This is a genomic window from Reyranella aquatilis (genome assembly GCF_020880995.1).
Lineage (GTDB): Bacteria > Pseudomonadota > Alphaproteobacteria > Reyranellales > Reyranellaceae > Reyranella > Reyranella aquatilis.
The window spans coordinates 208800-233698 of the sequence record NZ_JAJISD010000001.1 but is presented as its reverse complement, the minus strand read 5'-3'; the positions used below and the strand labels follow the sequence as shown (position 1 = coordinate 233698).

Here is a 24899-nt window from a genome sequence, read left to right as displayed (position 1 = left end):
GGTCCGTCGCGCATGTCGCGCACGGTGAAACTCGCCCTCATGGGTGCCGGTGCGGCGGCCGTCCTCTATTCCTGTGCGTCGGCCACCGGCGGCGTCGGCGCCCTGCCGTTCCTGTGGTTCCTTGGAAATCCCTTCAATCGTCAGCAGGTGACGACGACGTGCCCTCCGGGGGCGCCGAATTGCCAGCAGCAGGCCACGGGATCGGGAAGCGGCTCCGGCGGCAGTGGCATCCGGAGCGGCAGCAGCTCCACGGGCACGGCCAATACGCCGGCTGCGACGGGCAGCCAGCGCGGCGGCTTCGGTAGCTCGGGCTCGACCGGATCCAGCTGATGCGCCGCGAGACGATCACGCCGCGTCCGGGATGGCAGAGCAAGGTCGAGGCGCTCGGCTTCGATTTCTACACGCTCGACGGCAAGGCCTACTGGACCGAGCAGGCCTGCTACGCCTTCACCGCCGGCCAGATCGACGAACTGGAAGCCGCGACCGAGCAACTCCATGCTCTCTGCCTCCAGGCTGTGGAGCATGTCGTGGCCAACAGGCTCTGGGAGTGGATGAAGATCCCGCCGTCGTGGGGCGACTACATCACCGAGGTCTGGCGGCGTTCCGATCCGACCATCAGCGGCCGCTTCGACCTGGTCTATGACGGCCGCAATCCGCCGAAGATGCTCGAATACAACGCCGATACGCCGACATCCCTCTACGAGGCTGCGGTCGTGCAATGGTACTGGCTGAAGGATGTGAAGCCGGCCGCCGACCAGTTCAATTCGATCCACGAAAAGCTGATCGATGCATGGAAGGAGGTCGGCTCCCGCCTCTCGCCGCAATCGGTCGTGCATTTCGCACGCTTCGAAAACCACCCGGAGGATCTCGCCACCTCGGAGTATCTTCGCGATACGGCGATCCAGGCGGGCCTGAAAACCAAGACGCTGACGGTGGCCGAGATCGGCTGGAACGGGCAGCGCTTCACCGATCCGGACGAGGTACCGATCCAGGTCCTATCCAAGCTCTACCCGTGGGAATGGATGATGCGCGAGGCATTCGGGGCCTTCGTGCCCAAGGACGGTACCGCCTTCATCGAGCCGGTCTGGAAGCTGATCCTGTCCAACAAGATGATCCTGCCCCTGCTGTGGGAAGGCTTTCCCGGTCACCCCCATCTGCTGCCGAGCTTCGACAGCGAACATCCCGACCTCGGCCGCGCTTTCGTCAAGAAGCCTGTATTCGGCCGCGAAGGCCATAACGTGACCGTCGTCGGCCCGGGTGTGTTCGATACCGCGCCCGGCGCGTACGGCGCCGAGGGCTATGTCTGGCAGGCTTACGAGCCCCTGCCGGTATTCGACGGCAATCACGCGCTAGTAGGATCCTGGGTGATCGGCGGCAAGTCGGCGGGCATCGGCATGCGCGAGGATGAACGGCGCATCACCCACAATACCAGCCGCTTCGTTCCCCACTATTTCGAGTAGAAGGAGAGTCCCGATGAGCGAACTCTGGATCCAGCCCACCGGCGCCGCGCTGGGCGCCGACGTGCATGGTGTCGATCTCTCACGGCCGATCGACGACGCCGTCTTCCAGCGCATCGTCGAGGCCTGGGGAGAGCATCTGGTGCTGCGCTTCTCGGGCCAGAGGCTGGACGACCCGACGCTGATGAAGTTCAGTGCCCGCTTCGGCGAACTCGACCGCGTGCCGATCGCCTCGGCCAATCTCGACCGCGCCAATTCGGGCGTCGTACCCGAGGCGGTGGATTGGGTCGCGGTGATCGCCAATGCCAAGAAGGACGGCAAGGAGATGGGCGGGCTCGGCTCCTACGAACTCGTCTGGCACACCGACATGTCCTACAACCCGCTACCGCCGCGCGCCTCGCTGCTCTATGCGCTCGAGGTGCCGGCCGACGGCGGCAACACCGGCTTCCTCAACATGTATGCCGCCTACGAGACCCTGTCGCCCGAGCTCAAGCGCGCGATCGAGGGCAAGACCTGCATTCACGATTCCAGCCGGAATTCAGCCGGAGAACTCCGCAAGGGTTTCCAGCGCACCCTCGACGTGCGGCAGACCCCTGGTGCCGTGCACCCTCTCGTGCGCCTGCATCCCGTCACCGGGCGCAAGGCGCTGTTCCTCGGCCGTCGCCCCGGCGCCTATATCCACGGCCTTCCCGTCGAAGAGAGCGAAGCCCTTCTCGATGCGATCTGGGCGCACGCCACGCAGGAGCGCTTTGCCTGGTACCAGAAGTGGCGCGCCGGCGACCTGGTCATGTGGGACAATCGCTGCGTCATGCACCGCCGGGACGCGTTCGACGAGAAGCTGCGTCGGCTGATGCATCGGACGCAGATCGTCGGTGAACCCGTCCTCGCAGGTTGAACCATGCGCCTTCCCTTCGTTTCGTTGCTTCTTGTTGCCCTTCCCGCGATCGCGTCGGCCGCCCCCGATCCCGCCCAGACCGCCGCGATGTGTGGCAAGCGTGCCAGTTGCAAGATCGCCAAGACCTTCGATGCCGGTAAATCGCCGAACGGGACGCCGCTTTCGGTCGCCGAAGTCCGGCTGGGCCTTGCCGACAAGCCGAAGGACCAGGAACAAGGCTGCATCGCCGGCAATGAGCGCGATGGCGGTGTCGAATACTGGCTGCTCGACGGTGCGGCCCCCCCGAAGCAGATCCTGCAGCTCTGCAACGACGGCTACGGCTCGGCCGGTGTTGGCGAGGACGAAGTGCAGGTCCGTCCCAACCGCTTCACCCACTGGCAGGCCGGCGGGTCCGCCTGGCGCTGGACCGCGACCGTGATCTCCTCGCTGGTCCCGCTGAAGGCTTTGGCTGAACTCTCCTGCTCCTATCACGATGCGGCCGAGCAGACCGGGGTCAGGACCTACATCGACTTCAACACGCTCTTGGCCAGATCGGTCGCCAAGGACAGCCGCCTCAAGGATCTGGACGTGGGATGCCCGGAGTGGCCCAGCGGCCCCGGCAAGAGCTTCTCGGCCGAGCCTGCCAAGGGAGTCTACGGCGCCTATACCCTGGTGAGCCCGACCCGCGGCGAAAAGCCGGACGTCCCGATGGGCGGCACGATCGGAGACTGCGTCCCGAGCATGACGACGGCCGGTGACGACGGATTCGTCGTGTTCGGCACCGCCGCGTCCCGCGCGCAATCGGCTGAGATCAAGGTACTCCCCTCCGGTCTGAACACGTTGCTGATCCAGGTCCACGATCCTCTCGCGGCCGACCAGCCGGCCCTCGCGGGCGGTTCCTGGGTGAATCTCCCCCATGTCGAGATCTGGGTCGGGCACAACGCTGAGCAATACACCTACACGCACCTGCCGCTCACCGAACTGCTGCAGGTCGGCATCGACCTCGAGGGCAAGGTCTATCGCGGCGTCGGCCGGGCGGGCGTGCTTCCCAAGGTCCGGCGCTGGCAGGCCAAGGACGAAGCGGGCCGGCCTGTCACCCTGCTGGAAGCGAAGTGGCCCGACGATTTCGCGCTTCTGGGCGGCGTCGCCATCGTCTACTCGCAGGCCGAGGCCGGCCGTCAGGCCCGGATGGTCTCGACCACGGGCATCGTCAACAACCGGCCGCTCTACGTTCCGCAGATCCTGGACCTGCAGGATCGGCAGGATGCCGACAAGCAGGGCCGCTGCCGCCTGTCCGGCAACCGGATGGTCCGGGCGAACTAGGCCTTCGGCATCCCGGGCATCTTGAGCGCACTCGCGCGGCGCTGGGGCATGGGATCCTCGAAGGCGCGCGGGTATTTGTGCGCTTGGGCGGAGACGGCGTTCAGCTTCGCGAGTGCATCCGTGGGCAGGCGCCAGCCACCCGCCTTCAGCGTCTCGCTGAGCTGCTCGGCATTGCGCGCACCGACGATGGCGCTGGTCATGAAGGGCTGGTCCATCACCCAGCGCAGCGCGACCTCGGCCGGGGGCTTGCCCAGCTCCTTCGCCGTGTCGAGCAGGGTCTGCAAGATTTCGCCGTGGTTGCGCGCGAAGAACTTGCTCTGGAAGCCCCACCCCTCGGCCGAGCGGCTCCCCTGCACCGTGAGATTGCCCGGCGTGTACTTGCCCGCGAGATAGCCGCTGCCGAGCGGCGACCAGGCCACACAGCCCAGCCCCTTGAGCTGCAGCGCAGGCACGATCTCTTCGTCGATGTCGCGGACCACGAGGCTGTACTGCGGTTGGTAGGCCGCGAAGCGCTCCCAGCCCCTGGTGTCGCTGATCCACAGCGCCTCCATCAGGCGCCACGCCTCGAAGTTCGAGCAGGCCGTGTAGAGGATCTTGCCGTCGCGAACGAGATCGTCGAGCGCCCGCAGCATCTCCTCGAGCGGCGTCTGATGGTCGACGTGATGGATGTAGTAAATGTCGATGTAATCGGTCTGCAGCCGCTTCAGCGAGCCCTCGATCTGCTGCTTGATGTGCAGTCGCGACATACCGGAATCGTTGGGCCGCCCGCCCATCGGATTGAAGAACTTGGAGGCGATGATGGCGTCCTCGCGCTTACCCTTCAACGCGACACCCAGCATCGTTTCCGAGGTGCCGCCGACATAGGAATTGGCCGTGTCGAAGAAGTTCACGCCCGCATCTAGCGCGGCGTTCACCATCTTCGTCGCACCTTCCTGGTCGGCGCCATTGCCGAAGGTCATCGTGCCCAGGCAGATCTCGGAGACTTTCAGGCCGGCACGGCCGAGGTTGCGGTAGTCCATTAACCTTTCTCCCACCGAGCCGTCATTCCAAAGAGCGTCGAGACCCAATTTCAACATGCTAGCGTCAGCACTCTCATTGACCACAGCGACAACCCCACCGGACTTGAGCGCTATACCGAACCCTTGCTCACGCCTGCTTGATGGGATTCCCGTTGGGAATCAACATTGCGCACGCACCCAGCTCCTAAGGGCGCAATATCGCGCCTGCAATCATCATTTGATATCTATTTCCTCACAATCAGTGTGCTGACGCGGCGTGGCCGGAGATTTCCTAGTGGCGTTCTGTTGCAATCCGGAGAGTCGCTGGGTGACTATCACCGGGGTAGTCGCTCATCCAAATCGGACGTGAAAGATTTAGATATCTTAGTACGCGAACTTGCACGCATCTCCGAAATGGTCGTCGTATTCTCCACGACGAAGAGTCAAGCTTCACGCGATCGTTCGGAACGATTACGGCGTTAGGTCGGGTCAAATTGCTCGCGCTTAGTGGCTGCGGCGCACCCTGATTGCGTACGCGGTACGAGCGTCACTTCAGCGACCACCAACTGGAATGAATCAGTTCAAGAGGAGCACCATCCCGGTGTTCCCTCGAAATACGGAGCGCGGCCGCGCGGGGGTGACGACAAGCCATAAGCAACTGAGCGGATACCTTCTTCGTTATACTCATCGTGAGTACGTGATAGTGCTCCAGTCGTATCACTGGTTTGGCCATTCGAAACCTTTCTGTGTCGTCTTGAGGAGGTACACCTCCATCTTTGTTGACACTGATCAAGGCCGTACCGTTTCCGTCCCCTTCAAACGGTTGCACCTGCAGTGATAACTTTTCCAGTCCAAGGCAAGCCACACACGAAAGGCCGATCTCTTACTGCATTTCTTTCCAAAAGGTAGGGTCGCCGCCGTTGCGAATCAAGGCGCGCAACCGAGCGGCCGGCCAGGCGGTATTCGAGATGGTCGTATCCCCAGCGCTGTCGAGGTCGGCATTCCGCAATACTTCACGGAAACGCTCAAGCGATGGCGCCAGATAGGCGGCCAAATCTCCCAAACTGAAATCCTGGAGAAAATTCGAGAAGATGCGACATTCGTTGTGCCTAAAGATGTTCTCGGCGGCTCTCTTCATATCGTCTTCGCTGATACCCTTCGGGAAGACGTCCAAGTAGACAGCGTCGGCGCACCGAAGTGCTTCCGAGTAGCTAGCGGCATCGAGCAGTCGGACGTCAGGACCAGACTCCAGAAATCCGCGTAGCTCGTCGTGCGCCGCATAGAGTGCAGGATAGGCAAGGGGCAGATAGCCTCGTAGAAAACCATGCAGAGCGTGGATCATGTCGAATGCCGTGTGTAGTTGGCGTCGGGCAAAATCATCGTTGCTCAGGAGCGTACGATGAGCATGTGCAACGGCGAGCCTAACGCCCAAATCGCGAGATTGAACGAAAGCGTCGACAACAGCTTGGTATGCTCGGTCAGCGGCTTTGTCACGCTTGAAGAAATCCTCGAGAATCCCGGTGACAAGTCGGTGATGAACTACACTCGATCCCCGTGATTCAAACGAGACATAATCCGAACTGCCATAGGGAATTTCTCCTTTCCCATTCGACTGCAGCAGTTGGACGCCATGCTGATGCACTTGCAATTTGCCGCTCACCAAATGTCTGATAGGTGGGGTCCAGCCCAAAGACGTGTTCTCAACCACATCCTTAGCGCAAATTCGCAACCCTCCTTTCGGAATGGTTGTCGGTACGGTTTGGGTGCCCTTGATGTACGGCTGCAGGAGTTCATCTCTTGACACGAAACCGAGAATTGCTACTTCCAGCGGAAGTCGGGTCGTCAGAACGTTCGCAAAAGTCAGGATGGGATAGGTTGAGTCACGATTCTCACAGCCGTTGACGATCAAGCGATGCTTATCGTCCTCCTTCCATTCAAGCGCGCCAACCAGTTCGGGTAGGAGGTACCTTCGTACTGCTTCTTCTGATTGCGCCTTGATAAGTCTTGTGAGTTGCTCATAACCCCCGGCAGCTTGCAGGGCGTCTACTACTTTCAGCGTTGTATCCAGTCTCTTGCCTCGCTCGGGCAGAAGCGATTTCTGAAAGCTCTCGACCGCTTCCAAGCGAGTGAGTAAGTCGTCTCTCAAATCGAAGCTCGTGACGTATTGATCGTGGTAACGCATGAACCACTCGCTACCGTGGCGCTGCGCTAGCAGCAGGAGGAGATTCGTGCCCTGGACAAGGAGATGTTGAGCTGCGAGTTCGTTTCGCCGACTACGCTCTGCATACTTTGCTGCCGAGTGCAGATCCAGCAAGCGAGCGGCCTTTGACGCAATCAGTCCTGCGCCTTGCCATAGTGCGTCGCTGCTCTGCCAAGTGCCGAACGGAAAACTCACTCCGAGGCGCTGATCAAGAAGCGGACCGTCCTCTACCGCAACCGCCTCCAGCGTCTGAGTGGCATACATCTGGAACAGCCGAGCGCAGTTCTCAAATTGATCTTGACTCGGCTTTCTCGGCAGGGAAACGAAGTTGAGACACTCAGCTGTTGCGAATTTACTTATCGTTGCGATCACGTTGGCTTCAAGACGATCGACGCGCGCGCTCAATTGCAGGACCCTAGCGTTAGTCTCTTCTGCAATCCGTAATGTTTCGCTGCTCAATCTCCGCTGATCGGCCAGTTCCTTTTCAATTCTTTCTAGCGCGTCGTCGATCCTGTCTAGCCTCTGGTTGAGGCGCTTAAATTCCTGTCGGACGAGACTGGTGAGTTCCGCAATGGCCTGCATGAGCGCAGCGGATCCGTTGTCTCCTGAAGATAGGCCACCAGCGGCGCCCATAATGGCCATCGCCGTTATCACCCCGCCGCTCGTCGAGCCGGCAGCGAAGAGGGAAGCTGCGTTGTAGATCGCCATGCCGCTTTCGACAGCAGTCGCGACCTTTGCCGCGTCCCGCCCAGCTGGTTCACCGAGGAGGCTCGCCATAGCAGCTAAAGTTCGAGCCCGCGACACTATCGAATCAGCGGTCGCCTGCCGGGATCGTAGTTCGCGAAAGTCGATGGTCAGAGGCGAATACGCGCCAGGCGTCCTGCCCGCCCGAATCAAGTCCACCAGATTGCGATTACGAGCCGTAGTTTCGCCAACCAGCGCACTCCCTAGCGAAGCAAGCGTCGCGCGGTCAGGATGCTCCATCTTTAAGAGCTTCACAACGGCGTCTCTGGTGCCACCATCGGCAATAAAGGACGCGATCGTCTCGGCCGTCGGTGTTCCGGCAGTGCCGGTCGCGGCATTCAGGAGTTGGTTTAAATCCCGAGGTGATAGGGCTGCGTCCCGGAGCGAGGCAATGAGCGCGCGTGCACTGATCCCCGACGCTTCCACATTGGACAGCTTGCGGGTTGCAGCGAACCTCTGGACCGTTGCATCCCATTGCGACGTTCGATAGCTGAGACTTAAAAATTGGCCTGATTTTGCCTCGATCACTTCCAGTAGTTTGGCCGGAGTCGCGGCTGTCTCCGCTTCGGCATGCGCGGTGCGAATATCCGCCAGCACGCGCTCTCTTTCGGCGGGAGAAGAGGCTGTCTTCAGCATCGAGGCACCGACCTCCACAAGGGCCGCCGTAACCCGGCTGGCATCGCGTTCGGCAACAAGCATGAGGGCTGTTTCTAAACCCTCCCTGCCGAGGCTGGTGCCGGAAGCACTACGAAGTTCGGCGCAGACGCCTCGCAAAAGATTCTTGTCCAAGACGTCGCGCTTCCAGCTGAAGGACTGCCGGCGCGGTTCAACTACGGTTGCCTGCCCGCCGTTGGTCTGAACATGGCTGGCAATACGAGACTGGAAGGCCCGCCAGGTGTTATCAGCGCCCTTAAAGACGATAGCCTGAAGCGCCGTATCGATGATTCCGGTCGGTCGATCGGCCGCGCGCGTGTAGAGTTCCCAGCCCCTCCCTTTAGGGCGGATGCCAAACTCACGTACGCCGCTCACGGGGTGACCTCCTACAAGCGGCTGCGGGGAATACGCGGTGGACAGACGAAAGCGGCGCGCCTGAAGCTCGGTTAGAACGACAATGAACTCCTCAACTTTGACGCTTGCTCCAACTAGGTTTTGCGATACGGCGAATTTCAGCAGCGCGCCGATTGGCGAACGCGAGTTCCAGAGCTGCTCTTCTTTCGATGGATACGCAGAGACCGAAGTTTCTGGCGACTGCGCGAACTCATCAAACTTTCCCCGAATTTGCGACAGAAGTTGTTGGGGTGTTGTAGTCTTCCCGGCTGCATCCTTGGGGAGCACCTCGATATAGATCACGTACTCGTCCAGCATTAGGGTGTCGCTAAGCGCAGAGTCGATCTTCTGAATGTGGTGGCCGGGTCCTGCTGCCTTGAGTGGCTGCAGCGAGCCGGTCGTTGGGCAATGGTTGATCAGGTCGAGATAATCTGGAATGGCCTGTGCACCAGCATTCGCGCCACAGACCAGAGCAAACATCGAGGCCATCGCGGACACCACGCATATCGATCGTTTCATTTGTCTTCCCCCTTCCGATCGCTAGCAGTGTCATCGCCTCTTTAGCCATCTGCGAGAGGGGTCAATCGGCAAAAACTCGCGATCACTCATCTGTGGCTGGCGGTAACGCAGCATTTTCCAGAGCCAGCTAAGAGTCAAAATCTGCACCCGCCTGCGCACGCGTGTCTAGAGAATTGAGCTTGGTCTCGATCATGCCACCAATGGTGGCGTATGCGATTGAAGTGCCGGTTCGTTAGCGGAGCTGATACTCCCGAGATTAACCCGTGAAGAAAAGGCTGTCATTCCGCCGGGCTGAGCGCATGCTGGATCGGCAGATGCAGGTTTTCCCAGCAGTTTGCTTGAACGGAATCGGCACCTGCCCGTTCAGCGGCTTAACTGAATGTAACGTTGCTTCAATGCCTTAGGTTCAGGTCGTGGAGAGAAAGCCTCTCCACAGCACTTCGCGTCAGCGCAGAAACCAATCCGCTCAAGTCGAAGTGGCTGTGGACGGAAAAGCCGGTTGACCCGGCCCTTGGGGCTGCCCTGATAAGGCTTCGATCGACTGAGCGAGGTGGATCGTGAACCCTTCCGGCGAATTCCTGAACGCATCTGAGGCGGCGCGACGTCTCGGCATCTCCGCGAAGGCGCTACGGCTCTACGAGCAGCGCGGCCTGCTCACGCCAATCCGCACAGAGGCGGGTTGGCGCGCCTACGGTCCCCACGACCTGGAGCGGGCATCGGAGATCCTCGCCTTGCGGGCCCTTGGCTTCAGCCTCGCTCAGGTCGCTCGCGTGCTGGCCGGCGATCCGCGCGGACTTGGGCCGGTGCTCACAGCCCATCAGAGAACACTCGAAGCACGGCTGCCCGTACTGGTGGACGCAATCGACCGGGTCCGTCGCCTGCGCAGCGACGTTGCCCGCGGGGCGACGCCCAGCGCCGGCGAACTGGCGGGTTTTCTGGCAGCCGCGCCGGAACGGCGAATCGCGTTCTATCTTCCCTGGCCCTGGGGCGGCGAGCGGTTCGAACTGCGCGACATTCGCCCCCTCACCTACATCACGGGACCGCTGGGCAGCGGCAAGACGCGGCTGGCCATGCGGATCGCCGAGGCGTCGGGCGGCATCTTCGTCGGGCTCGATCGCCGTGCCGACCCGGCGGGGGCGGCGAAAGTTCGACCGGCCGTCGATCGGCTCGTCGAGGACGGCGCCACGGACTCGGCCGCGCTCGTCGATCTGCTGGCCAGCCTCGAAACCACGGAGCCCGTACCCATCGTCGTCGACCTGATCGAGCAAGGGCTGGATAAACCCACGCAGGAGGCGCTGATCGCCGACTTGCGCCGCCGAGGTCCCGCGGCGCCGCCGCTGTTCGTGATGACCCGTTCCTCGTCGATCCTCGATCTCGATGCGCTGGGTCCCTACGAGACGGTGCTCTTCTGCCCGGCCAACCACGCGCAGCCGTTCCGCGTCGCGCCCTATCCGGGCACGCCGGGCTATGAAGCGCTGGCTTCGTGTCTTGCCACGCCCGAGGTGCGGGCGCGCAGCGAGGGGGTCATTGCCGTGCGGCGATGACCGGCTTCAGCTTCGAGTACATCGCGTAGTGCCAATATGGTCCGCCGTGATCGTCGAGGCCCATGATGTTGTCCTGCATCACGTAGCTGAAGTCCTGCGGCGTGGCCGCAACCAGCCGAACGTTCGCGGGTAGGTCGCGCAGCACAGGATCGTCCTTTGGGCCGAACATGTGCAGGAGATGGATATTCCCGACCGTCTTCGACGCGATGGCCCGCAGGAGTTCGCGTGACACCCGGTCGACATAGGCGCCGTCCGGCGCGAGCCCGTTGCAATAGGCCGTATCGAACTTGCAATGCATCGGGATGGTATCGAGGGCCAGCCGGTTCGCGTCGTCGAGCCGGGCGCGGATAAGCCTGTCCTTCGGGTCGAGCTCGACCTCGGGAAAGGTCGAGGCCATCCAGTCCCGAATGCTGCGCAGCCGCGACGGCGCCGCGACGTGACGCTCCTTGTAGTAGGCTGCATAGCCCAGCACGACCGCATCACCGGGACGGACACGGTCCCTGATACGATCCATCGTGACCAGCGCGTTGGCCCAAGAGTATCCGGCCAGCGCGTGCAGCTCCACCGCCGAGTCGGGAAAAGCTGCCTGCAGCAGGAAGGCGAAGGTCTGCTCGTCGTTCACGCCATCGCCGAATACGTAGGAATCGCCCAGCACGAAAATCCGCCGGCTGGGTTCGACCGGCGCCGAGCCGCTGAACCGCGTGCCGTTTGGGTTGATCGTCACGATCGCGTCGAGATGCTCGGGCTTGCCCTGCTTCAGCCCGCTGTAGCGGAAGACGTACCGCCCCGGATTGGCGCGATACCCCTGCTCCCGATCCTCCGCGAAGAAGCCTGCCGGCTGCCGTGTCATGCGCCGATAGGTCGCCGGATCGGGAAACGAACCGGGCAGCAGCCAGCTCAGTCCCGTCCTGGCCGCGAGCAGGATGGCCGGATCGGACGGGGACCCGGGCAGGCTCGCGATCCTGTCCTTGTGGACGGCATAAAGAAACGCCGAAGAGCCGATCTCCAGGGCAACCCCGACGATCAACGCCAGGATCGTATAGAAGACCGCCCTCTTCGCGACGCTCACGCGCTGCCCGCCTCAGAGGCCGAGCATCGCCTTGGCGAGCACGTTGCGCTGCACTTCCGACGAGCCACCGTAAATCGTCGTCTTGCGCGTGTTGAAGTAGCGCGGCGAAACGTCGTCGACATACTCGCCCCCCACGGGGACGATATTGCTGTCATAGTTGCGCAGCTCGGTGAACGGCGTGCCGTACCAGCCGACCGCCTCGACGGCGAGCTCGGTCACCTTCTGCCCGACCTCGGTGCCGCGCATCTTCACGACCGAGCCCATGTTGCCCGGCGCGTCGCCGGTCTTGAGGCTCGAGTAGAACATCAGCTCGTTCATCTCGATCGCGTCGATCTCCATCTCGACGGCGGCCATCTTCTCGCGCCATTGCGGATCGGCCGAGAGCGACTGGCCCTCGTTCATCTGCGTCTTCGACAGCGTCTGCAGATGGCGGAATGCCTTGCGCAGGCGCGGGCCGAAGGCCTGGCCTCCCCGCTCGAATTCGAGCAGGTACTTGGCGTAGGTCCAGCCCTTGTTCTCCTCGCCGACCAGGTTCTCGACCGGCACCTTCACGTCGGTGAAGAAGACCTGGTTGACCTCGTGGCGCATCGGGGTGCGCGTGCCGTCGACCAGGTAGATCGGGTCGAGTGTGATGCCCGGCGATTTCATGTCGATCAGCAGGAAGGAGATGCCCTCCTGGCGCTTGCCTTCGTTGGAGGTGCGCACGAGGCAGAAGATCCAATCGGCAAAGTGCGCGTTCGTGGTCCAGATCTTCTGACCGTTCACGATGTAATGGTCGCCCACCCGCTCGGCCTTGGTGCGCAAGGACGCGAGGTCGGAGCCGGAGCCCGGCTCGGAATAGCCCTGGCACCAGAGTTCCTCGGCGGCGGCGATCTTGGGCAGGAAGCGCTTCTTCTGCGCCTCGCTGCCGAACTTCATCAGGACCGGCGCCACCATCTTGATGCTGAACGACGAGAGGTAGGGCGAGTCGGCGCGCGCCATTTCCATCTCGAAGATGAACTTCTGCGTCGAGCTCCAGCCCGGCCCGCCATATTCCTTGGGCCAGTTCGGGCAGAGCCAGCCCTTGCCCGCCAGCTTCTTCTGCCACTGCAGCAGACGCTCCTTGGAGACGTGGCTGCTGCGGCTGCGGCGGCTTTCCTCCGCCACTTCAGGAGGCATGTTGGCTGCAATCCACTCGCGCACTTCCTGCTGGAAGGCCAGTTCCTGTTCGCTGAAGGCCAGACGCATCGCACACTCCCGTCGTCTCGACCGAAGCGCCGAAGGCGCGCAGCGGGGAGACTTCTTTTCATTCCGAAGGACGGCGCCGAGGGAGACGAGATCCCTCGGCTTCGCTTCGCTACGCTCGGGGTGATGCCCGGCCTAAAGGCCGAGCATCACCTTCGACATGATCCCGCGCTGCACTTCCGACGAGCCGCCGTAGATCGTCATCTTGCGGCCGTTGAAATAGCGCGGCGCCAGCACATCGGCGCCCTCGGGCCCGATCGGCTCGACATTGGCGTTCCAGGCGCGCTGCTCGGGGAACGGCTGGGCGTAGTAGCCGGCCGCCTCGACAGCATATTCCTGGACCTGCTGCATCACCTCGGTGCCGCGCAGCTTGATCATCGACGACAGCGGACCCGGGTTCTGGCCCGAGGCGAGCTTCGAGTAGAACTCTTGCTCGAACATCTCGAGGCCGGAGATCTCGATATCCATGCGCGCGAGCTTCTCGCGCCACGCCGAGTCGGCCAGGATCGAGTCCTCGCCTTCCGGCATCGACTGGGCCAGCCGCTTCAGCCGCTCGAAGCCGGAGCGCAGGCGCGGGCTGTAGGGATTGCCGCCGCGCTCGAACTCGAGAAGATACTTGGCGTAGGTCCAGCCCTTGTTCTCCTCGCCGACGCGGTTCTCGACCGGCACCTTCACGTCTGTGAAGAAGACCGAGTTCACTTCCTGGGTGCCGGCGCGGTTGCCGTCGGCAGTGATGATCGGCTCGACCGAGATGCCGGGCGTCTTCATGTCGACCAGCAGGAAGGAAATGCCCTCCTGCGGCTTGCCCTCGTTCGAGGTGCGCACCAGGCAGAAGATCCAGTCGGCGGTCTGGGCCAGCGTCGTCCATGTCTTCTGGCCGTTGACGATGTAGAAGTCGCCCTCCCGCACCGCCTTGGTACGCAGCGAGGCGAGGTCGGAGCCGGAGCCCGGCTCGGAATAGCCCTGGCACCAGATCAGGTCGGAATTGAGCATCGGCGGCAGGTGGCGCGCCTTCTGCTCGGCCGAGCCGTACTTCATGATCACCGGAGCGCACATCTTGGGGCCGAACGGCGAGGTGCCGGGGGCGCCAGCCTTCGCCATCTCCATCTCGAAGATGTACTTCTGCGTGGTGGTGAAGCCCGGGCCGCCGAACTCCTTGGGCCAGCCGGTGCAGAGCCAGCCCTTCTTCGCCAGGCGCTTCTGCCAGTCGATCAGCCGCTCCTTCGGCATGTAGGCATTCCGGCCGACCTTGATTTCACCCATGATCTCGGGCGTCAGGTTCTCCTTCAGCCAGTCGCGCACTTCCTGTTGGAAGGCGAGTTCTTCCTTGCCGAATGTCAGGTCCATTGGGGGCTCCTTTTAGGGGGCGGAAGGTACCGCGCCGGGTTCCGGTGCGTAAAGCGTGCGATACACTGTTCCGCCACGCGTTCAGCCCAGGAAGTACGATGTCTCCACCGCTCCAGATCGTTGTCAGCGACGAGAAACTCCCCACTTCGGCCGAGATCGTGGTGATCGGCGCCGGCATCGCCGGCTCGACGGCGGCGTACTGGCTGGCGAAAAAGGGTCACAAGGTCGCGTTGCTCGACAAGGGCGTGATCGGCGGCGAGCAGACCAGCCGGAACTGGGGCTGGTGCCGCCAGCAGCACCGCGACCTTCGCGAATTGCCGCTGGCCATGAAAAGCCTGGAGATCTGGGGCGACCTCTCCCGCGAGCTGGGCGCCGAGACCGGCTTCCGGCGCACCGGGCTCCTCTATGTAACCACCCGCCCCGACGATTTCGCGCAATGGGAGGCCTGGACCCTCAAGGCCCGCGAATACCAGATGCACAGCCGCGTCCTGAGCGGCGCCGAGGCCCGGGAGCTGACGCCCGGCAGTACCGGCGACTGGATCGGCGGCGTCCACTCGCCCACCGACGGACGCGCCGAGCCGTCGCTGGCCGGTCCCGCGATCGCGGAAGCGGCGCGCAGGCTGGGGGCCACGCTCCACCAGAACTGTGCGGCGCGCGGCCTCGACATCACCAACGGCAAGGTTTCCGGCGTCATCACGGAGCATGGCGTGATCGCCACACAGACCGTGCTGCTGGCGGGCGGTGCCTGGAGTTCCCTCTTCTGTCGCCGGCACGATCTGCGGCTCGCGCAGGCCAGCGTGCGCTCTACCTCCTTCGCCACGACCGCGGCGCCGGAAGTGACGGATGGCGGCCTTTCCATGCCTGACGTCACGATCCGGCGCCGCCTCGACGGTGGCTATACGGTCGGGCTGGGCGGGCGCGGTCTCGTCGAACTGTCGCCGCAGGGCCTGCTCTACGCCCGCCAGTTCTGGCCGACTTTCAAGAAGCGGCGCGCCGGGCTGACCTTCGGCATCGGCGGCTCCTTCCTCGAAGGGCCGGAATCCTTCGCCAACTGGTCGTTCGACCTCGAATCGCCCTTCGAACGCCAGCGCACGCTCGATCCCGCCGCCGATCCGGTCCTGGTCCAGCGCGGCCTGACGCGCCGGGGTGATCACTATCCCGCGCTGAAGGGGCTGAAGGTGGCGCACGCCTGGGGCGGCCTGATCGATTCGACACCGGACGGCATCCCGGTGATCTCCGCCGTCGATCCCCTGCCCGGCCTCTTCCTTTCGACCGGCTATACGGGTCACGGCTTCGGCATCGGTCCGGGCGCGGGCCGGCTGGCCGCCGACCTCATTGCCGGCGACCCGCCGATCGTCGATCCCACGCCGTTCCGCTACAGCCGAATGATCGACGGCACGGATCTCGGCGAGCCCGGGATGATGTAGCCCGGGTTGCCGTTGTCCCTTACGCGACCTTCTTGCCGAGGTGCGGGAACATCGCGAGCTTCGCCGCCTCGTCCATCTCGGCCTTGAAGGCGTGCTTGTCCTTGAGGGCGAGCGCGCGGACGGCCGCCGGGCGGGCGCTGACCTCGGCCAGGTGGCGCTGCAGGTTGGGGAACTGTTTCGGCGCTTCGGGCCCCAGCACGAAGGGGATCAGCCGCGACCAGCCCCACAGTGCCATGTCGACGATGCTGTAGCTGTCGCCGCACATGAACTGCTGCTTGCCCAGGCGCGCTTCGAGAATGCCCCAGTGACGCTGCGCCTCGAACGTGTAGCGGTTGACGGCGTATTCCTTGGGTTCGGGCGCGAAGTTGCGGAAGTGGACGGCCTGACCGGAGTACGGGCCGATGCCCGAGGCCACGAACATCAGCCACGACAGCATTTCCCCGCGCTTCTTCGACAGGAACTTTCCGGTCTTCTCGCCGAGGTACAGCAGGATCGCGTTGCTGTCGAAGATAGTCTCGCCGTCGTCGATGATGACCGGCACCTTGGCATTGGGATTGATCGCCAGGAATTCCGGCGAGTGCTGCTCGCCCTTGCGGGTATCGACCGGCACGGGCTCGTACGGCAGCCCCATCTCTTCAAGGCAAAGCGCCACCTTCATCGGGTTCGGCGCCATGTTGTAATAGAACTTGATCATCGCTCTCTCCGTCACTCTCTACGCTCAGCTGTCGATCGCTATTCCGGCTTGGCGCCGGACTGCTTGATGATGGGATCCCAGAAGGCCATCTGGTCATCATAGAACTTCTTGGCCTGCTCCGGGGTGGAATCGACGAGCTCCAGCGCCAGCTCGTTCGCCTTCTTCACCATGTCCGGCTGCTTGAGCGCCTGGTTGAAGGCCGCGTTCAGCTTGTCGATGATCGGTCGCGGCGTCTTGGCCGGCGCATAGACGGCGTACCAGGTGTTGATGGCGTAGTCGAAGCCGGCGGCTTCCTTGATCGTGGGCACGTCGGGAAGCTGCGGCAGTCGCTTGTCGGAGGCGACGCCCAGCACCCGCACCTTGCCGCCGTCGATGAAGCCCTTGCTCGACTGCAGCGTATCGATCTGGAAACCGTGACGGCCGGCGATCATGTCGACCATGCCCGGCGCCGAGCCGCGATACGGCACATGCAGGGCATCGCCGCCAGCCCGGGTCGCGAACAGGTAGCTGGCGAGATGGATCATCCCGCCATTGCCCGACGAGGCGTAGGAATACTTGCCCGGATCCTTGCGCAGCATGCCGACCAGTTCCGGAGTGCTCTTCGCGCCGTCCATCGGCGCCAGCAGGATCAGCGGCGCGCTGGCGACATAGGCGATCGCCGCCAGTCCGTTCACCGGATCGTAGCCCAGCGCCTTGCCATAGAGCGCGGGCGCCATCGCCATGGTGGAGGCGCTGAACAGGATCGTGTAGCCGTCTGGCTTGGCGTCGGCGACCATGGCGGTGCCGATGTTTCCCGTAGCACCGGGTTTGTTCTCGACGATGACCTGCTGGCCCAGGATCTCCGAAACCCGCGGCGCCAGCAGTCGGCCGACCACGTCGGTCGGACCGCCGGCGGCAAAGGCGATGATCATGCGGACGGGCTTGTCGGGATAGACCGTCTGCGCCGTCGCCGGTAGCGCGACGAGCGACGTGGCGCAGGCAGCGGCGAGCCCGGTGAGAGCGGCACGGCGCCCCGGTACGGTGGCCATCTGTTTCCTCCCATTCTATCGTTTCATTGATTGGCGACCTCCATTGTATGGCGTTGCCGCTTCAGGGGAACCGCAATCGGGGGCCGGGAGCCGCACCGTGAGACATCCACATCGTGTAAAGATGGGCGCGCCGTAAATCTTGGCGACGTAAACCCGAGGTGATTGCCGTGACGAAACCGACCAAGGGTACTGAGGCGCCGGGTAACGGCAATGGAATAAGCCGCCGCGAGCTCGCGATGGTTCCCGTGGCGCTGGGCGCCGTGGCCTCCACGACGGCTTCGGCGCAGCCCGCCTTCGCCGTCGAGGACGCCTCCCTGTCGGACCTGCAGCAGGCATTGGCCGAGGGACGCGTCTCGTCGAGTGCCCTGACGCGCGCCTATCTCGCCCGCATCGAGGCCTATGACCGGAACGGGCCGGTGCTGAATTCAGTACGCGTGACCAATCCGGATGCCCTGTCGATCGCCGCCGGTCTCGACGGGGTGAAGCCATCGGCCCAACGGCCGCTCGCGGGGCTGCCGATCCTGGTGAAGGACAATATCGCCACCGGCGACAGGCAGCCGACGACCGCAGGCTCGCTGGCCCTCGAAGGCGCCCATGCCCGCGACGATGCGCCGGTGGTCAAGAAGCTGCGCGAGGCCGGTGCGGTGATATTGGGCAAGGCCAACCTCACCGAGTTCGCCAACATTCTCGCCGTGGGCATGCCTTCGGGCTACAGCTCGATCGCCGGACAGGTCCGAAACCCCTACTCGCCCACACTGATGGACCACCATGCGCCGGTCGTGCTGCCCGGCGGCTCGAGTGCCGGCTCCGCCGTCACGGTTGCCGCCGGCCTCTGCGCGGCAGCGATCGGCACCGAGACCTCGGGTTCGCTGCTGAGCCCGGCCACGCAGAACGGGCTGGTGACGGTGAAGCCGACGGTCGGCCTGATCAGCCGCAGCGGCATCATCCCGATCTCGCACAGCCAGGACACGGCCGGCCCCATGACCCGCACCGTTCGCGATTCGGCGATCCTGCTGAACGTGCTGGCCGCGCGCGATCCCGACGATCCCGCAACGCACCTGCTGCAGCGGCCGGAGGACTACGCCGCGGGCCTCGACAAGGATGGCCTGAAGGGCGCGCGGATTGGCGTGCCCAGCGATCCCGACGATCCGCTCAACGACCCCTTCTATGGACCGCTGTCGCCCCGCGCGAAGGAAGTCATGACCCGGGCCATCCAGGTGCTCGAGGACCTCGGCGCCACGATCGTGCGGGCGGCCATCCCGGCGATCGGCTGGATCGGCGGTCCGGGCACGACCATGCCGGTGCTCAATCGCAATCCGTTCAGCCCCGCCAAGGGCACGGCAGGGCCCGCCTCCGTGGTCTTCCTCTATGAGCTGAAGCGCGACCTCAACCTCTACCTGCGCGACTGGGCGACGCGGACACAGATGAAGACGATGGCCGATGTCATCGCCTTCAACACGGAGAACGCCGACAAGGCGCTACGCTATGGCCAGGACCTGTTCCTCGCGGCCGAGCAGACCCGCGGCGATCTCTCGGAGCTCGAATACAGGTCGGCCCGGGCGATGGACCTGATGGCCGCGAAGGATCGCGGCATGGATGCCTATATGAACCAACACCAGCTCGACGCCGTGGTCTTCCCCGGCGCCAGCGGCTCCGGCATCGCTGCCAAGCCAGGCTATCCCAGCGTGCAGGTGCCGGCCGGCTTCATCTCCGGCGTCGGCAAGACCGACACGCCGGACTATCCGCTCGGCCTCACCTTCGCCGGCCGCGCCTGGAGCGAGGCCACGCTGCTCCGCTTCGCCTATGCCTACGAGCAGGCAACCCTCGCGCGCCGCCCGCCGCCGGATCTGCCTGCGCTGTAGCTAGACCGCGATCACCACGCCGTCGTGGCCGGGATCGGCGCCGCCATCGAGACCGTCCTCGTGGATGCGGATGCCGTGCACCGCGGCAAAGCCGAAGCCGTAGGGGCTGCGGACGACCGGATAGCCCTGCGCCTGCAGCTCGCGCTCGACGCGGCCCTGGATGCGGTTGGAGATGTCGATCGCGTCGGACGTCGCGGAGAAGCGCGGCGCGCTCACCGCCTCGACCATGGTCATGTCGAAGTCGAGCGCGTTCAGGATGACGTGCAGCACGCCCATGGCGATCTGCGTGGCGCCGGGCGCACCGATGATCAGGTGCGGCTTGCCGTCCTTGAACAGGATCGAGGGCACCACCGAGCTGAAGCGCGCCTTGCCCGGCGCGATCGAGCCGGCACGGCCGGGGCGCGGATCGAATACGCCCATGCAGCCGTTGTACATGAAGCCTAGGCCCGGCGTGACGACGCCCGAGGGCATGCCCAGCGAATGGGTCATGGTGAAACAGTTGCCGTCCTTGTCGAGCACGGAGATGTGCGTCGTGTCCTTGGAGACTGCACCCGAGTTGAAACGCGTGACGCTCGCCTTCTCGCCGCGCGCAATCTCCGCCGCCATCGACTTCGCATAGGCCTTCGAGGTCAGTTCACCGACCGGCACGGTGACGAACTTCGGATCGCCGACCTTGGCGTCCTTGTCGATGGTCGCGCGCTTCATCGCCTCGGCCACGATGCGCACATGCTCCGTCCCGCCATGTTCCAGCGCGCCGATATCGAAATTCTCCAGGATGTTCAGCATCTCGATCAGCATTACGCCGCCGCCCGGCGGCTGGTTGGTCGAGACCCTGTAGCCGCGATAGTCACCCCACAGCGGCTCGTTGCGCACCGTCTTCCAGGCCTTGAGGTCGTCGATCGACAGCAGCGCATCGTTCTTCTTCATGTCCTCGGCGATCGCGTGGGCGATCTCGCCGGAATAGAAGACGTCGGCGCCGCCCTTCGCGATGGCGCGCAGCGTCTGGCCATAGTCGCGGTTCACGACCCGGTCGCCCACCCGCTTGGGCACGCCATCGGGCCGGCAGTAGAGCGCGCGCGCCGCCGGTGTGAAGCCGGTACGCTCGAAGTTCGGAGCCCGGCCGAACGCGCCGTCGTCGGCCCACCAGAAGTGGACGTGCGGCCGCACGGTCCAGCCGTTCTCGGCCCAATGGATCGCCGGCTCGACGATGCGCGACCAGGGCAGGCTGCCGTGCTCCTTGTGCGCGTCGTAGTACATCTTGAGATTGGCCGGCGCGCAGATCGACTTGTAGCCGATGTCGTTCACCCTTCCCTTCAGGATGAAGCCGTAGCCGTCGCGCGCCTCGCTCTCGATCAGGTTGGCCCACATGTCGGGCCGCGCCGCGAGCGGCGCCGGCGCATGGGCGTCGATGTAGCCGTGGAATTTCTTGCCCGGCATGTAGATGCCGCAGGAGCCGAAACCGGCGATGCCGCACATCTGCGGATCGACCACGCCCTGCACCAGAGCGCAGGCGATGCCGGCGTCGACGGCGTTTCCGCCTTCGCGCAGAACGTCGGCCCCCGCCTCCGTCGGCTCGGGCTGGGGAGCCACGATCATCGCCTGCTTCTTGTATCGCACGTCGCTTCCTCCAACACTCGTTGGAGACCACTCAATCCCAACCGTTGCGCTTGCGCAATATCGCGGTCGACGGCGCCAGCGCGAGCCCTTTGCCCTGCACCGTGGGCAGCCACTCCGCCAGCGCCTGCAGCGTGGCGTCGTGCGGATGGCCGATCGCCACGACGAATCCCTGCCGCCGGGCCACGGCCTCGGTCTCGGCGAGCTTGCGCCGGACCGATTCCAGCGTCTCCTCGTCGTCGAGAAAGACATGGCGCACGATCGACGGCACGCCGAATTCCTGGGCCGTCTGGTCGCCCACCGACTGCGGTGTGGTGCGCGAATCGAGGAACATCAGCCCGCGCGGCTTGAGCTGACGCATCACCACGTCCATGCCCGGACGGGTCGCCGTGAAGCGGCTGCCCATGTGGTTGTTGATCCCGACATAGCCGCTGAAACTCTCCAGCGCGATCAGCAGGCGCTGCCGCAGTTCGGCGTCCGACATCGATACCATCAGGGCGCCCGGCCCGGGATCGTTGCGGCCGTTGGGCTCCATCGGCATGTGCAGCATCAGCTCATGCCCGCGCGCCCGCGCCGCGCGCGCCTGCTCGGGCAGGTCCTTGGCGTACGGCAGGAACGACATGGTCATGGGACCCGGCAACTCCCAGGCGCGCTTCGAACGCGCGCGGTCGAGGCCGACATCGTCGATCACGATCGCCACCAGCGGCCGGCTGTTGAGGTCGCGGAACGGCACCGCATTGCGGCGCCATGTCTGCTCGGGCGAGAGCGCCGCCGCGACCTGCCGGACGCGCGGCTTCTCCTCGAGCGTCGGCAACGGCTTGCCCGGCTCGGCCTCGGAATACTTCGGAAAGCTGGGCAGGTCCTCGATGCGCGCGTATTTGGTTTCCGGCGGAGCAGGCTGCGAAGCGGCGGTGCGCTTCATGTCCTCGAGCGTGTCGCGCGCCACACGATCACTGCCGCGCAGATCGAGTCGCTCGGCGATCCAGTAGCCGCCGATGAGACTGCCGACGAACAGCGCGATCACCGCGATGACGATCGAATGCCAGCGATGGCCGGAGATCCACGCGATCAGCGCGTCGTAACGGAACAGCAGCCGGTCGACGAAGCCGGGTCCGCGCCGCGGACTCCTTCTGTTCGTCTTCCCGCTTCTGTTCTTCCTAGACGCCATATGAGGGTTATGCCCTAACCTCTTGGTCAAGGCCACTATTTTGCCGCAATCAGGCGGCGCGGGTTGGTCCGCCTGCTAGACGCTGGCCAACGACTTGATCAGCCGTATGTCCGGTTCGCCCGACCGGCCGCCTTCGCGGCGGAAACCGAGATGCTTGGCCAGTTCCAGCATCCGGCTGTTCTCGCGAAGCACATGGCCGACCACGCGCTTCATACCTCGCGACTTTCCATACTGCAGCACGTGACGCAGCAGCAGTTCGCCGTAGCCGCGGCCCTGCCGATCCGACGCCACCGTCAAGGCGAACTCACCCTGCTGGAAATCGGGGTCCGCGACCAGGCGTCCGACGCCGACGAGCTCCCCGCCTCCTTCCAGGAGCAGGAAAGCCATCTCCCGGTCGTAGTCGATCTGAGTCAGCCGGGCCGCCAGTTCATGGCTCATCTCCCGCAGGGGACCGAAGAAGCGCATGCGCACGTCCTCGGGCGTCATGCGCCGTGTGAAGGCCTGCAGCATGGGCTCGTCGTCGGGACGGATGGGCCTCAGACGCAGCTTCTCACCGCGATGTTCGATCTCGGTCTCCAGTTCGACCGGATAGGGTCGGATGGCGAAGCGCGCCGCCCGCTCCGGCCCCTTCTGCGGCCGGCGCACGACGATGCGCGCATCGAGTGCGATCACGCCATCGGCGTCGGCCAGCAGTGGATTGATGTCGAGCTCGGCGATCTCGCCGACATCGGCGATGAGTTGCGACAGGCGGATCATCACTTCGCCCACCGCGCTCCGGTCGGCCGGCGCGCGGTCGCGATAGCCACGCAGCAGGCGGTCGACGCGCGTGCGGCTCAACGCGTCCTCGGCCAGCACAGGATCGAGCGGCGGCAGCGCCAGCGCCTTGTCGTCGATCACCTCGGCCGCCACGCCGCCGTGGCCGACGAGAATGATCGGGCCAAACACCGCATCCTCCGCGGCGCCCAGGATGAGTTCGACGGCATGTGGGCGGCGGATCATGGGTTGGACCACGAAACCATCGATCCGGGCCTTGTTCGCCATGACCAGGATCTTGCCGGTCATTTCGCGAACCGCATCCAGCACCGCCTGCTCGGACATCAGGTCCAGTGCCACGCCGCCCACGTCCGTCTTATGCGTGATGTCGCGCGAGAGAATCTTGACCGCGACGGGAAAGCCGATGCGTACCGCCGCTGCCGCCGCGCCGGCGGCGTCACGCGCAACCTCCGTCGGCACGACCGGAACGCCGTAGGCCGCCAGCACGCGCTTGGCTTCTGGTTCGGTGAGCACGGAGCGCTTCTGGGCGAGCGCGGCCTGCACGATCGAGCGGACCAGGTCTGTATCCGAGCGGACTTCCGGCACGGAGGGTGGCGTGCGCTGCAGGGCCCGCTGTCCGCGGCGATACTCCACCAGATGCATGAAACCGCGCACGGCGCGCAGCGGCGTGTCGTAGGCCGGGATCCCTGCTTCGTGCAGAACGTGGCGCCCGGCTTGTGCCTCGGGACCGCCGATCCAGCAGCCAATTACCGGAACCACCTTCGTGCCCGCCGCGCTGACGATTGCACGGGCGGCCTCGACCGAAGAGGTGAGCGCCGTTGGCACATTCATGGCGAGCACGGCGCCGACGCCGCGATCGTCAGCCAGTCCGTTCAGGGCGGCGGCGTAACGGGCGCCGTCGGCGTCGCCCACGATGTCGACGGGATTGGCGCGCGACCAGCCGCGCGGCATCTGCTTGTCGAGATTGCCGATCGACCGCGGCAGCAGGGTCGCCAATTCACCACCCTCGTCCATCAGCAGGTCCGTCGCGATGATGCCCGCGCCGCCGCCATTGGTCAGGATCGCGAGACGCTCGTTACGTAACGCGATGCCGTAGCCCAGCGTCTCGGCCGCGTCGAAAAGTTCGCCGAGGCCGAGCACGCGAACCAAGCCCGCCCGCGCGAAGGCCGCGTCGTAGACGGCAGCCGAGCCCGCCATCGAGCCGGTGTGCGAGGCGGTCGCCTGTGCCGCGGCGGCGTGGCGACCGCCCTTCAGGACGATGACGGGTTTGACGCGGGCCACGCCGCGCGCCGCCGACATGAACTTGCGGGCGTTCGTGATGCCTTCGACGTACATCAGGACGGCGCGCGTCTCGTAGTCGCGTGCCAGCATGTCGAGCACGTCGCCGAAATCGACGTCGGCCATGTCGCCCATCGAGATCAGGTGCGAGAAGCCGATGCCCTGCGCCACGCCCCAGTCGGCGAGCCCGGCCAGTACGGCGCCGGACTGCGCGATGGCGGCGATGCGCCCACCCTTCAGGCGCGTCGGCCCGAAACTCGCGTTGAGGCCGAGCCGCGGCGCGGCGTAGCCGATGCAGTTGGGTCCGACGATACGCAGCAGGTAGGGTTTCGCGGCATTGAGGAGGCGCTGGCGCCAGCGAGCATTGACCACCCCCGCGTCGGGCCCGCTGCCCGGACCGGCGCTGATCACCACTGCCGTCCGCGTCCCCGCCTCGCCCAGGGCGACGATCAGCGACGGAATGGTCTCGGCCGGCGTCATGATGACGGCCAGATCGGCCGGTTCCGGCAGGTCCGAGACGCGCTTGAAGGCCGTTCGGCCGGCGATCGTCCCGCCCTTCCGGTTGACCATGTAGATTTCGCCCTGGAAGCCGCCTGCCAGGAGATTGTGGGTGACTGCCGCGCCGACGGAGCCGGGTCGTTCGCTGGCGCCGATGGCGACGACCGAGCGCGGTGCCATCAGGGTATCGAGGTTTCGAGTGGACATGAC

17 protein-coding genes are annotated in these 24899 nt (G+C 64.6%); 7 read left to right on the top strand and 10 right to left on the bottom strand.

What is annotated here, in order from left to right; genetic code table 11:
- The first annotated feature begins 12 nt into the window (after positions 1-12).
- From LJ725_RS01035 to LJ725_RS01020, 4 genes are read left to right on the top strand one after another with little or no spacing between them, the layout of a single operon-like run.
- Positions 13-330 carry a hypothetical protein gene (locus tag LJ725_RS01035; RefSeq protein ID WP_230548761.1) on the top strand — a complete coding sequence of 106 codons (318 nt, stop codon included), beginning with the start codon at positions 13-15 and terminating at the stop codon, positions 328-330.
- Positions 330-1460, top strand: a complete 1131-nt coding sequence (locus LJ725_RS01030; protein WP_230548760.1) for a glutathionylspermidine synthase family protein — start codon at positions 330-332, stop codon at positions 1458-1460. The genes LJ725_RS01035 and LJ725_RS01030 overlap by 1 nt, the downstream gene beginning before the upstream one ends.
- 13 nt (positions 1461-1473) lie before the next feature.
- Entirely contained in the window at positions 1474-2352 is an 879-nt protein-coding gene (locus tag LJ725_RS01025; protein ID WP_230548759.1) for a TauD/TfdA dioxygenase family protein, read from the top strand.
- Positions 2353-2355: 3 nt separating this feature from the next.
- The gene (locus LJ725_RS01020; RefSeq protein ID WP_230548758.1) at positions 2356-3654 is read left to right on the top strand and encodes a hypothetical protein; all 1299 of its coding nucleotides are present in this window, start codon (positions 2356-2358) and stop codon (positions 3652-3654) included.
- Here LJ725_RS01020 and LJ725_RS01015 read toward each other — a convergent pair.
- Complete coding sequence (locus LJ725_RS01015; RefSeq protein ID WP_230548757.1) at positions 3651-4673, bottom strand: aldo/keto reductase; 1023 nt, start codon at positions 4671-4673, stop codon at positions 3651-3653. The genes LJ725_RS01020 and LJ725_RS01015 overlap by 4 nt on opposite strands.
- Positions 4674-5535: 862 nt before the next feature.
- Positions 5536-9162, bottom strand: coding sequence for a hypothetical protein (locus LJ725_RS01010; protein WP_230548756.1), 3627 nt, complete (start codon positions 9160-9162; stop codon positions 5536-5538).
- A gap of 557 nt (positions 9163-9719) precedes the next feature.
- Between LJ725_RS01010 and LJ725_RS01005 the strand changes: the two genes are divergently transcribed.
- Positions 9720-10706 carry a MerR family transcriptional regulator gene (locus LJ725_RS01005; RefSeq protein WP_230548755.1) on the top strand — a complete coding sequence of 329 codons (987 nt, stop codon included), beginning with the start codon at positions 9720-9722 and terminating at the stop codon, positions 10704-10706.
- On the opposite strand, the gene LJ725_RS01000 is transcribed toward LJ725_RS01005, so the two are convergent.
- From LJ725_RS01000 to LJ725_RS00990, 3 genes are all read right to left on the bottom strand, one after another.
- A complete protein-coding gene (locus tag LJ725_RS01000; RefSeq protein WP_230548754.1) occupies positions 10687-11775 on the bottom strand; it encodes a hypothetical protein in 1089 nt (362 codons plus the stop codon). The two genes, LJ725_RS01005 and LJ725_RS01000, sit on opposite strands and share 20 nt — an antisense overlap.
- A gap of 12 nt (positions 11776-11787) precedes the next feature.
- A complete protein-coding gene (locus LJ725_RS00995) occupies positions 11788-13002 on the bottom strand; it encodes an acyl-CoA dehydrogenase family protein (protein ID WP_230548753.1) in 1215 nt (404 codons plus the stop codon).
- 132 nt (positions 13003-13134) lie between these two features.
- The gene (locus LJ725_RS00990) at positions 13135-14346 is read right to left on the bottom strand and encodes an acyl-CoA dehydrogenase family protein (protein WP_230548752.1); all 1212 of its coding nucleotides are present in this window, start codon (positions 14344-14346) and stop codon (positions 13135-13137) included.
- A 98-nt stretch (positions 14347-14444) separates the two neighbouring features.
- On the opposite strand from LJ725_RS00990, the gene LJ725_RS00985 reads away from it, so the two are divergent.
- A complete protein-coding gene (locus LJ725_RS00985) occupies positions 14445-15773 on the top strand; it encodes an NAD(P)/FAD-dependent oxidoreductase (protein WP_230548751.1) in 1329 nt (442 codons plus the stop codon).
- Positions 15774-15792: 19 nt separating this feature from the next.
- On the opposite strand, the gene LJ725_RS00980 is transcribed toward LJ725_RS00985, so the two are convergent.
- Both LJ725_RS00980 and LJ725_RS00975 read right to left on the bottom strand, forming a co-directional pair.
- A complete protein-coding gene (locus LJ725_RS00980; protein WP_230548750.1) occupies positions 15793-16467 on the bottom strand; it encodes a glutathione S-transferase family protein in 675 nt (224 codons plus the stop codon).
- A 38-nt stretch (positions 16468-16505) separates the two neighbouring features.
- Positions 16506-17495 carry a Bug family tripartite tricarboxylate transporter substrate binding protein gene (locus LJ725_RS00975; protein WP_230548749.1) on the bottom strand — a complete coding sequence of 330 codons (990 nt, stop codon included), beginning with the start codon at positions 17493-17495 and terminating at the stop codon, positions 16506-16508.
- Positions 17496-17662: 167 nt separating this feature from the next.
- Here LJ725_RS00975 and LJ725_RS00970 point away from each other — a divergent pair, with 167 nt between their 5' ends.
- Entirely contained in the window at positions 17663-19357 is a 1695-nt protein-coding gene (locus LJ725_RS00970) for an amidase family protein (RefSeq protein WP_230548748.1), read from the top strand.
- Here the strand turns inward: LJ725_RS00970 and LJ725_RS00965 are convergent, their stop codons facing one another.
- From LJ725_RS00965 to LJ725_RS00955, 3 genes are all read right to left on the bottom strand, one after another.
- Positions 19358-20953 carry a gamma-glutamyltransferase family protein gene (locus LJ725_RS00965; RefSeq protein WP_230549681.1) on the bottom strand — a complete coding sequence of 532 codons (1596 nt, stop codon included), beginning with the start codon at positions 20951-20953 and terminating at the stop codon, positions 19358-19360.
- A gap of 52 nt (positions 20954-21005) precedes the next feature.
- The gene (locus tag LJ725_RS00960) at positions 21006-22139 is read right to left on the bottom strand and encodes a divergent polysaccharide deacetylase family protein (RefSeq protein ID WP_230548747.1); all 1134 of its coding nucleotides are present in this window, start codon (positions 22137-22139) and stop codon (positions 21006-21008) included.
- A 75-nt stretch (positions 22140-22214) separates the two neighbouring features.
- Positions 22215-24869, bottom strand: coding sequence for a bifunctional acetate--CoA ligase family protein/GNAT family N-acetyltransferase (locus LJ725_RS00955; protein ID WP_230548746.1), 2655 nt, complete (start codon positions 24867-24869; stop codon positions 22215-22217).
- Between the last annotated feature and the right edge of the window lie 30 nt (positions 24870-24899).

Excerpts from the sequence above, each read along its gene's own strand:
- LJ725_RS01035 (WP_230548761.1), top strand. The coding sequence starts at position 13 with ATGTCGCGCACGGTGAAACTCGCCCTCATGGGTGCCGGTGCGGCGGCC.
- LJ725_RS01030 (WP_230548760.1), top strand. The coding sequence starts at position 330 with ATGCGCCGCGAGACGATCACGCCGCGTCCGGGATGGCAGAGCAAGGTC.
- LJ725_RS01025 (WP_230548759.1), top strand. The coding sequence starts at position 1,474 with ATGAGCGAACTCTGGATCCAGCCCACCGGCGCCGCGCTGGGCGCCGAC.
- LJ725_RS01020 (WP_230548758.1), top strand. The coding sequence starts at position 2,356 with ATGCGCCTTCCCTTCGTTTCGTTGCTTCTTGTTGCCCTTCCCGCGATC.
- LJ725_RS01015 (WP_230548757.1), bottom strand. The coding sequence starts at position 4,673 with ATGGACTACCGCAACCTCGGCCGTGCCGGCCTGAAAGTCTCCGAGATC.
- LJ725_RS01010 (WP_230548756.1), bottom strand. The coding sequence starts at position 9,162 with ATGAAACGATCGATATGCGTGGTGTCCGCGATGGCCTCGATGTTTGCT.
- LJ725_RS00995 (WP_230548753.1), bottom strand. The coding sequence starts at position 13,002 with ATGCGTCTGGCCTTCAGCGAACAGGAACTGGCCTTCCAGCAGGAAGTG.
- LJ725_RS00990 (WP_230548752.1), bottom strand. The coding sequence starts at position 14,346 with ATGGACCTGACATTCGGCAAGGAAGAACTCGCCTTCCAACAGGAAGTG.
- LJ725_RS00985 (WP_230548751.1), top strand. The coding sequence starts at position 14,445 with ATGTCTCCACCGCTCCAGATCGTTGTCAGCGACGAGAAACTCCCCACT.
- LJ725_RS00980 (WP_230548750.1), bottom strand. The coding sequence starts at position 16,467 with ATGATCAAGTTCTATTACAACATGGCGCCGAACCCGATGAAGGTGGCG.
- LJ725_RS00975 (WP_230548749.1), bottom strand. The coding sequence starts at position 17,495 with ATGGCCACCGTACCGGGGCGCCGTGCCGCTCTCACCGGGCTCGCCGCT.
- LJ725_RS00965 (WP_230549681.1), bottom strand. The coding sequence starts at position 20,953 with ATGATCGTGGCTCCCCAGCCCGAGCCGACGGAGGCGGGGGCCGACGTT.
- LJ725_RS00960 (WP_230548747.1), bottom strand. The coding sequence starts at position 22,139 with ATGGCGTCTAGGAAGAACAGAAGCGGGAAGACGAACAGAAGGAGTCCG.
- LJ725_RS00955 (WP_230548746.1), bottom strand. The coding sequence starts at position 24,869 with ATGGCACCGCGCTCGGTCGTCGCCATCGGCGCCAGCGAACGACCCGGC.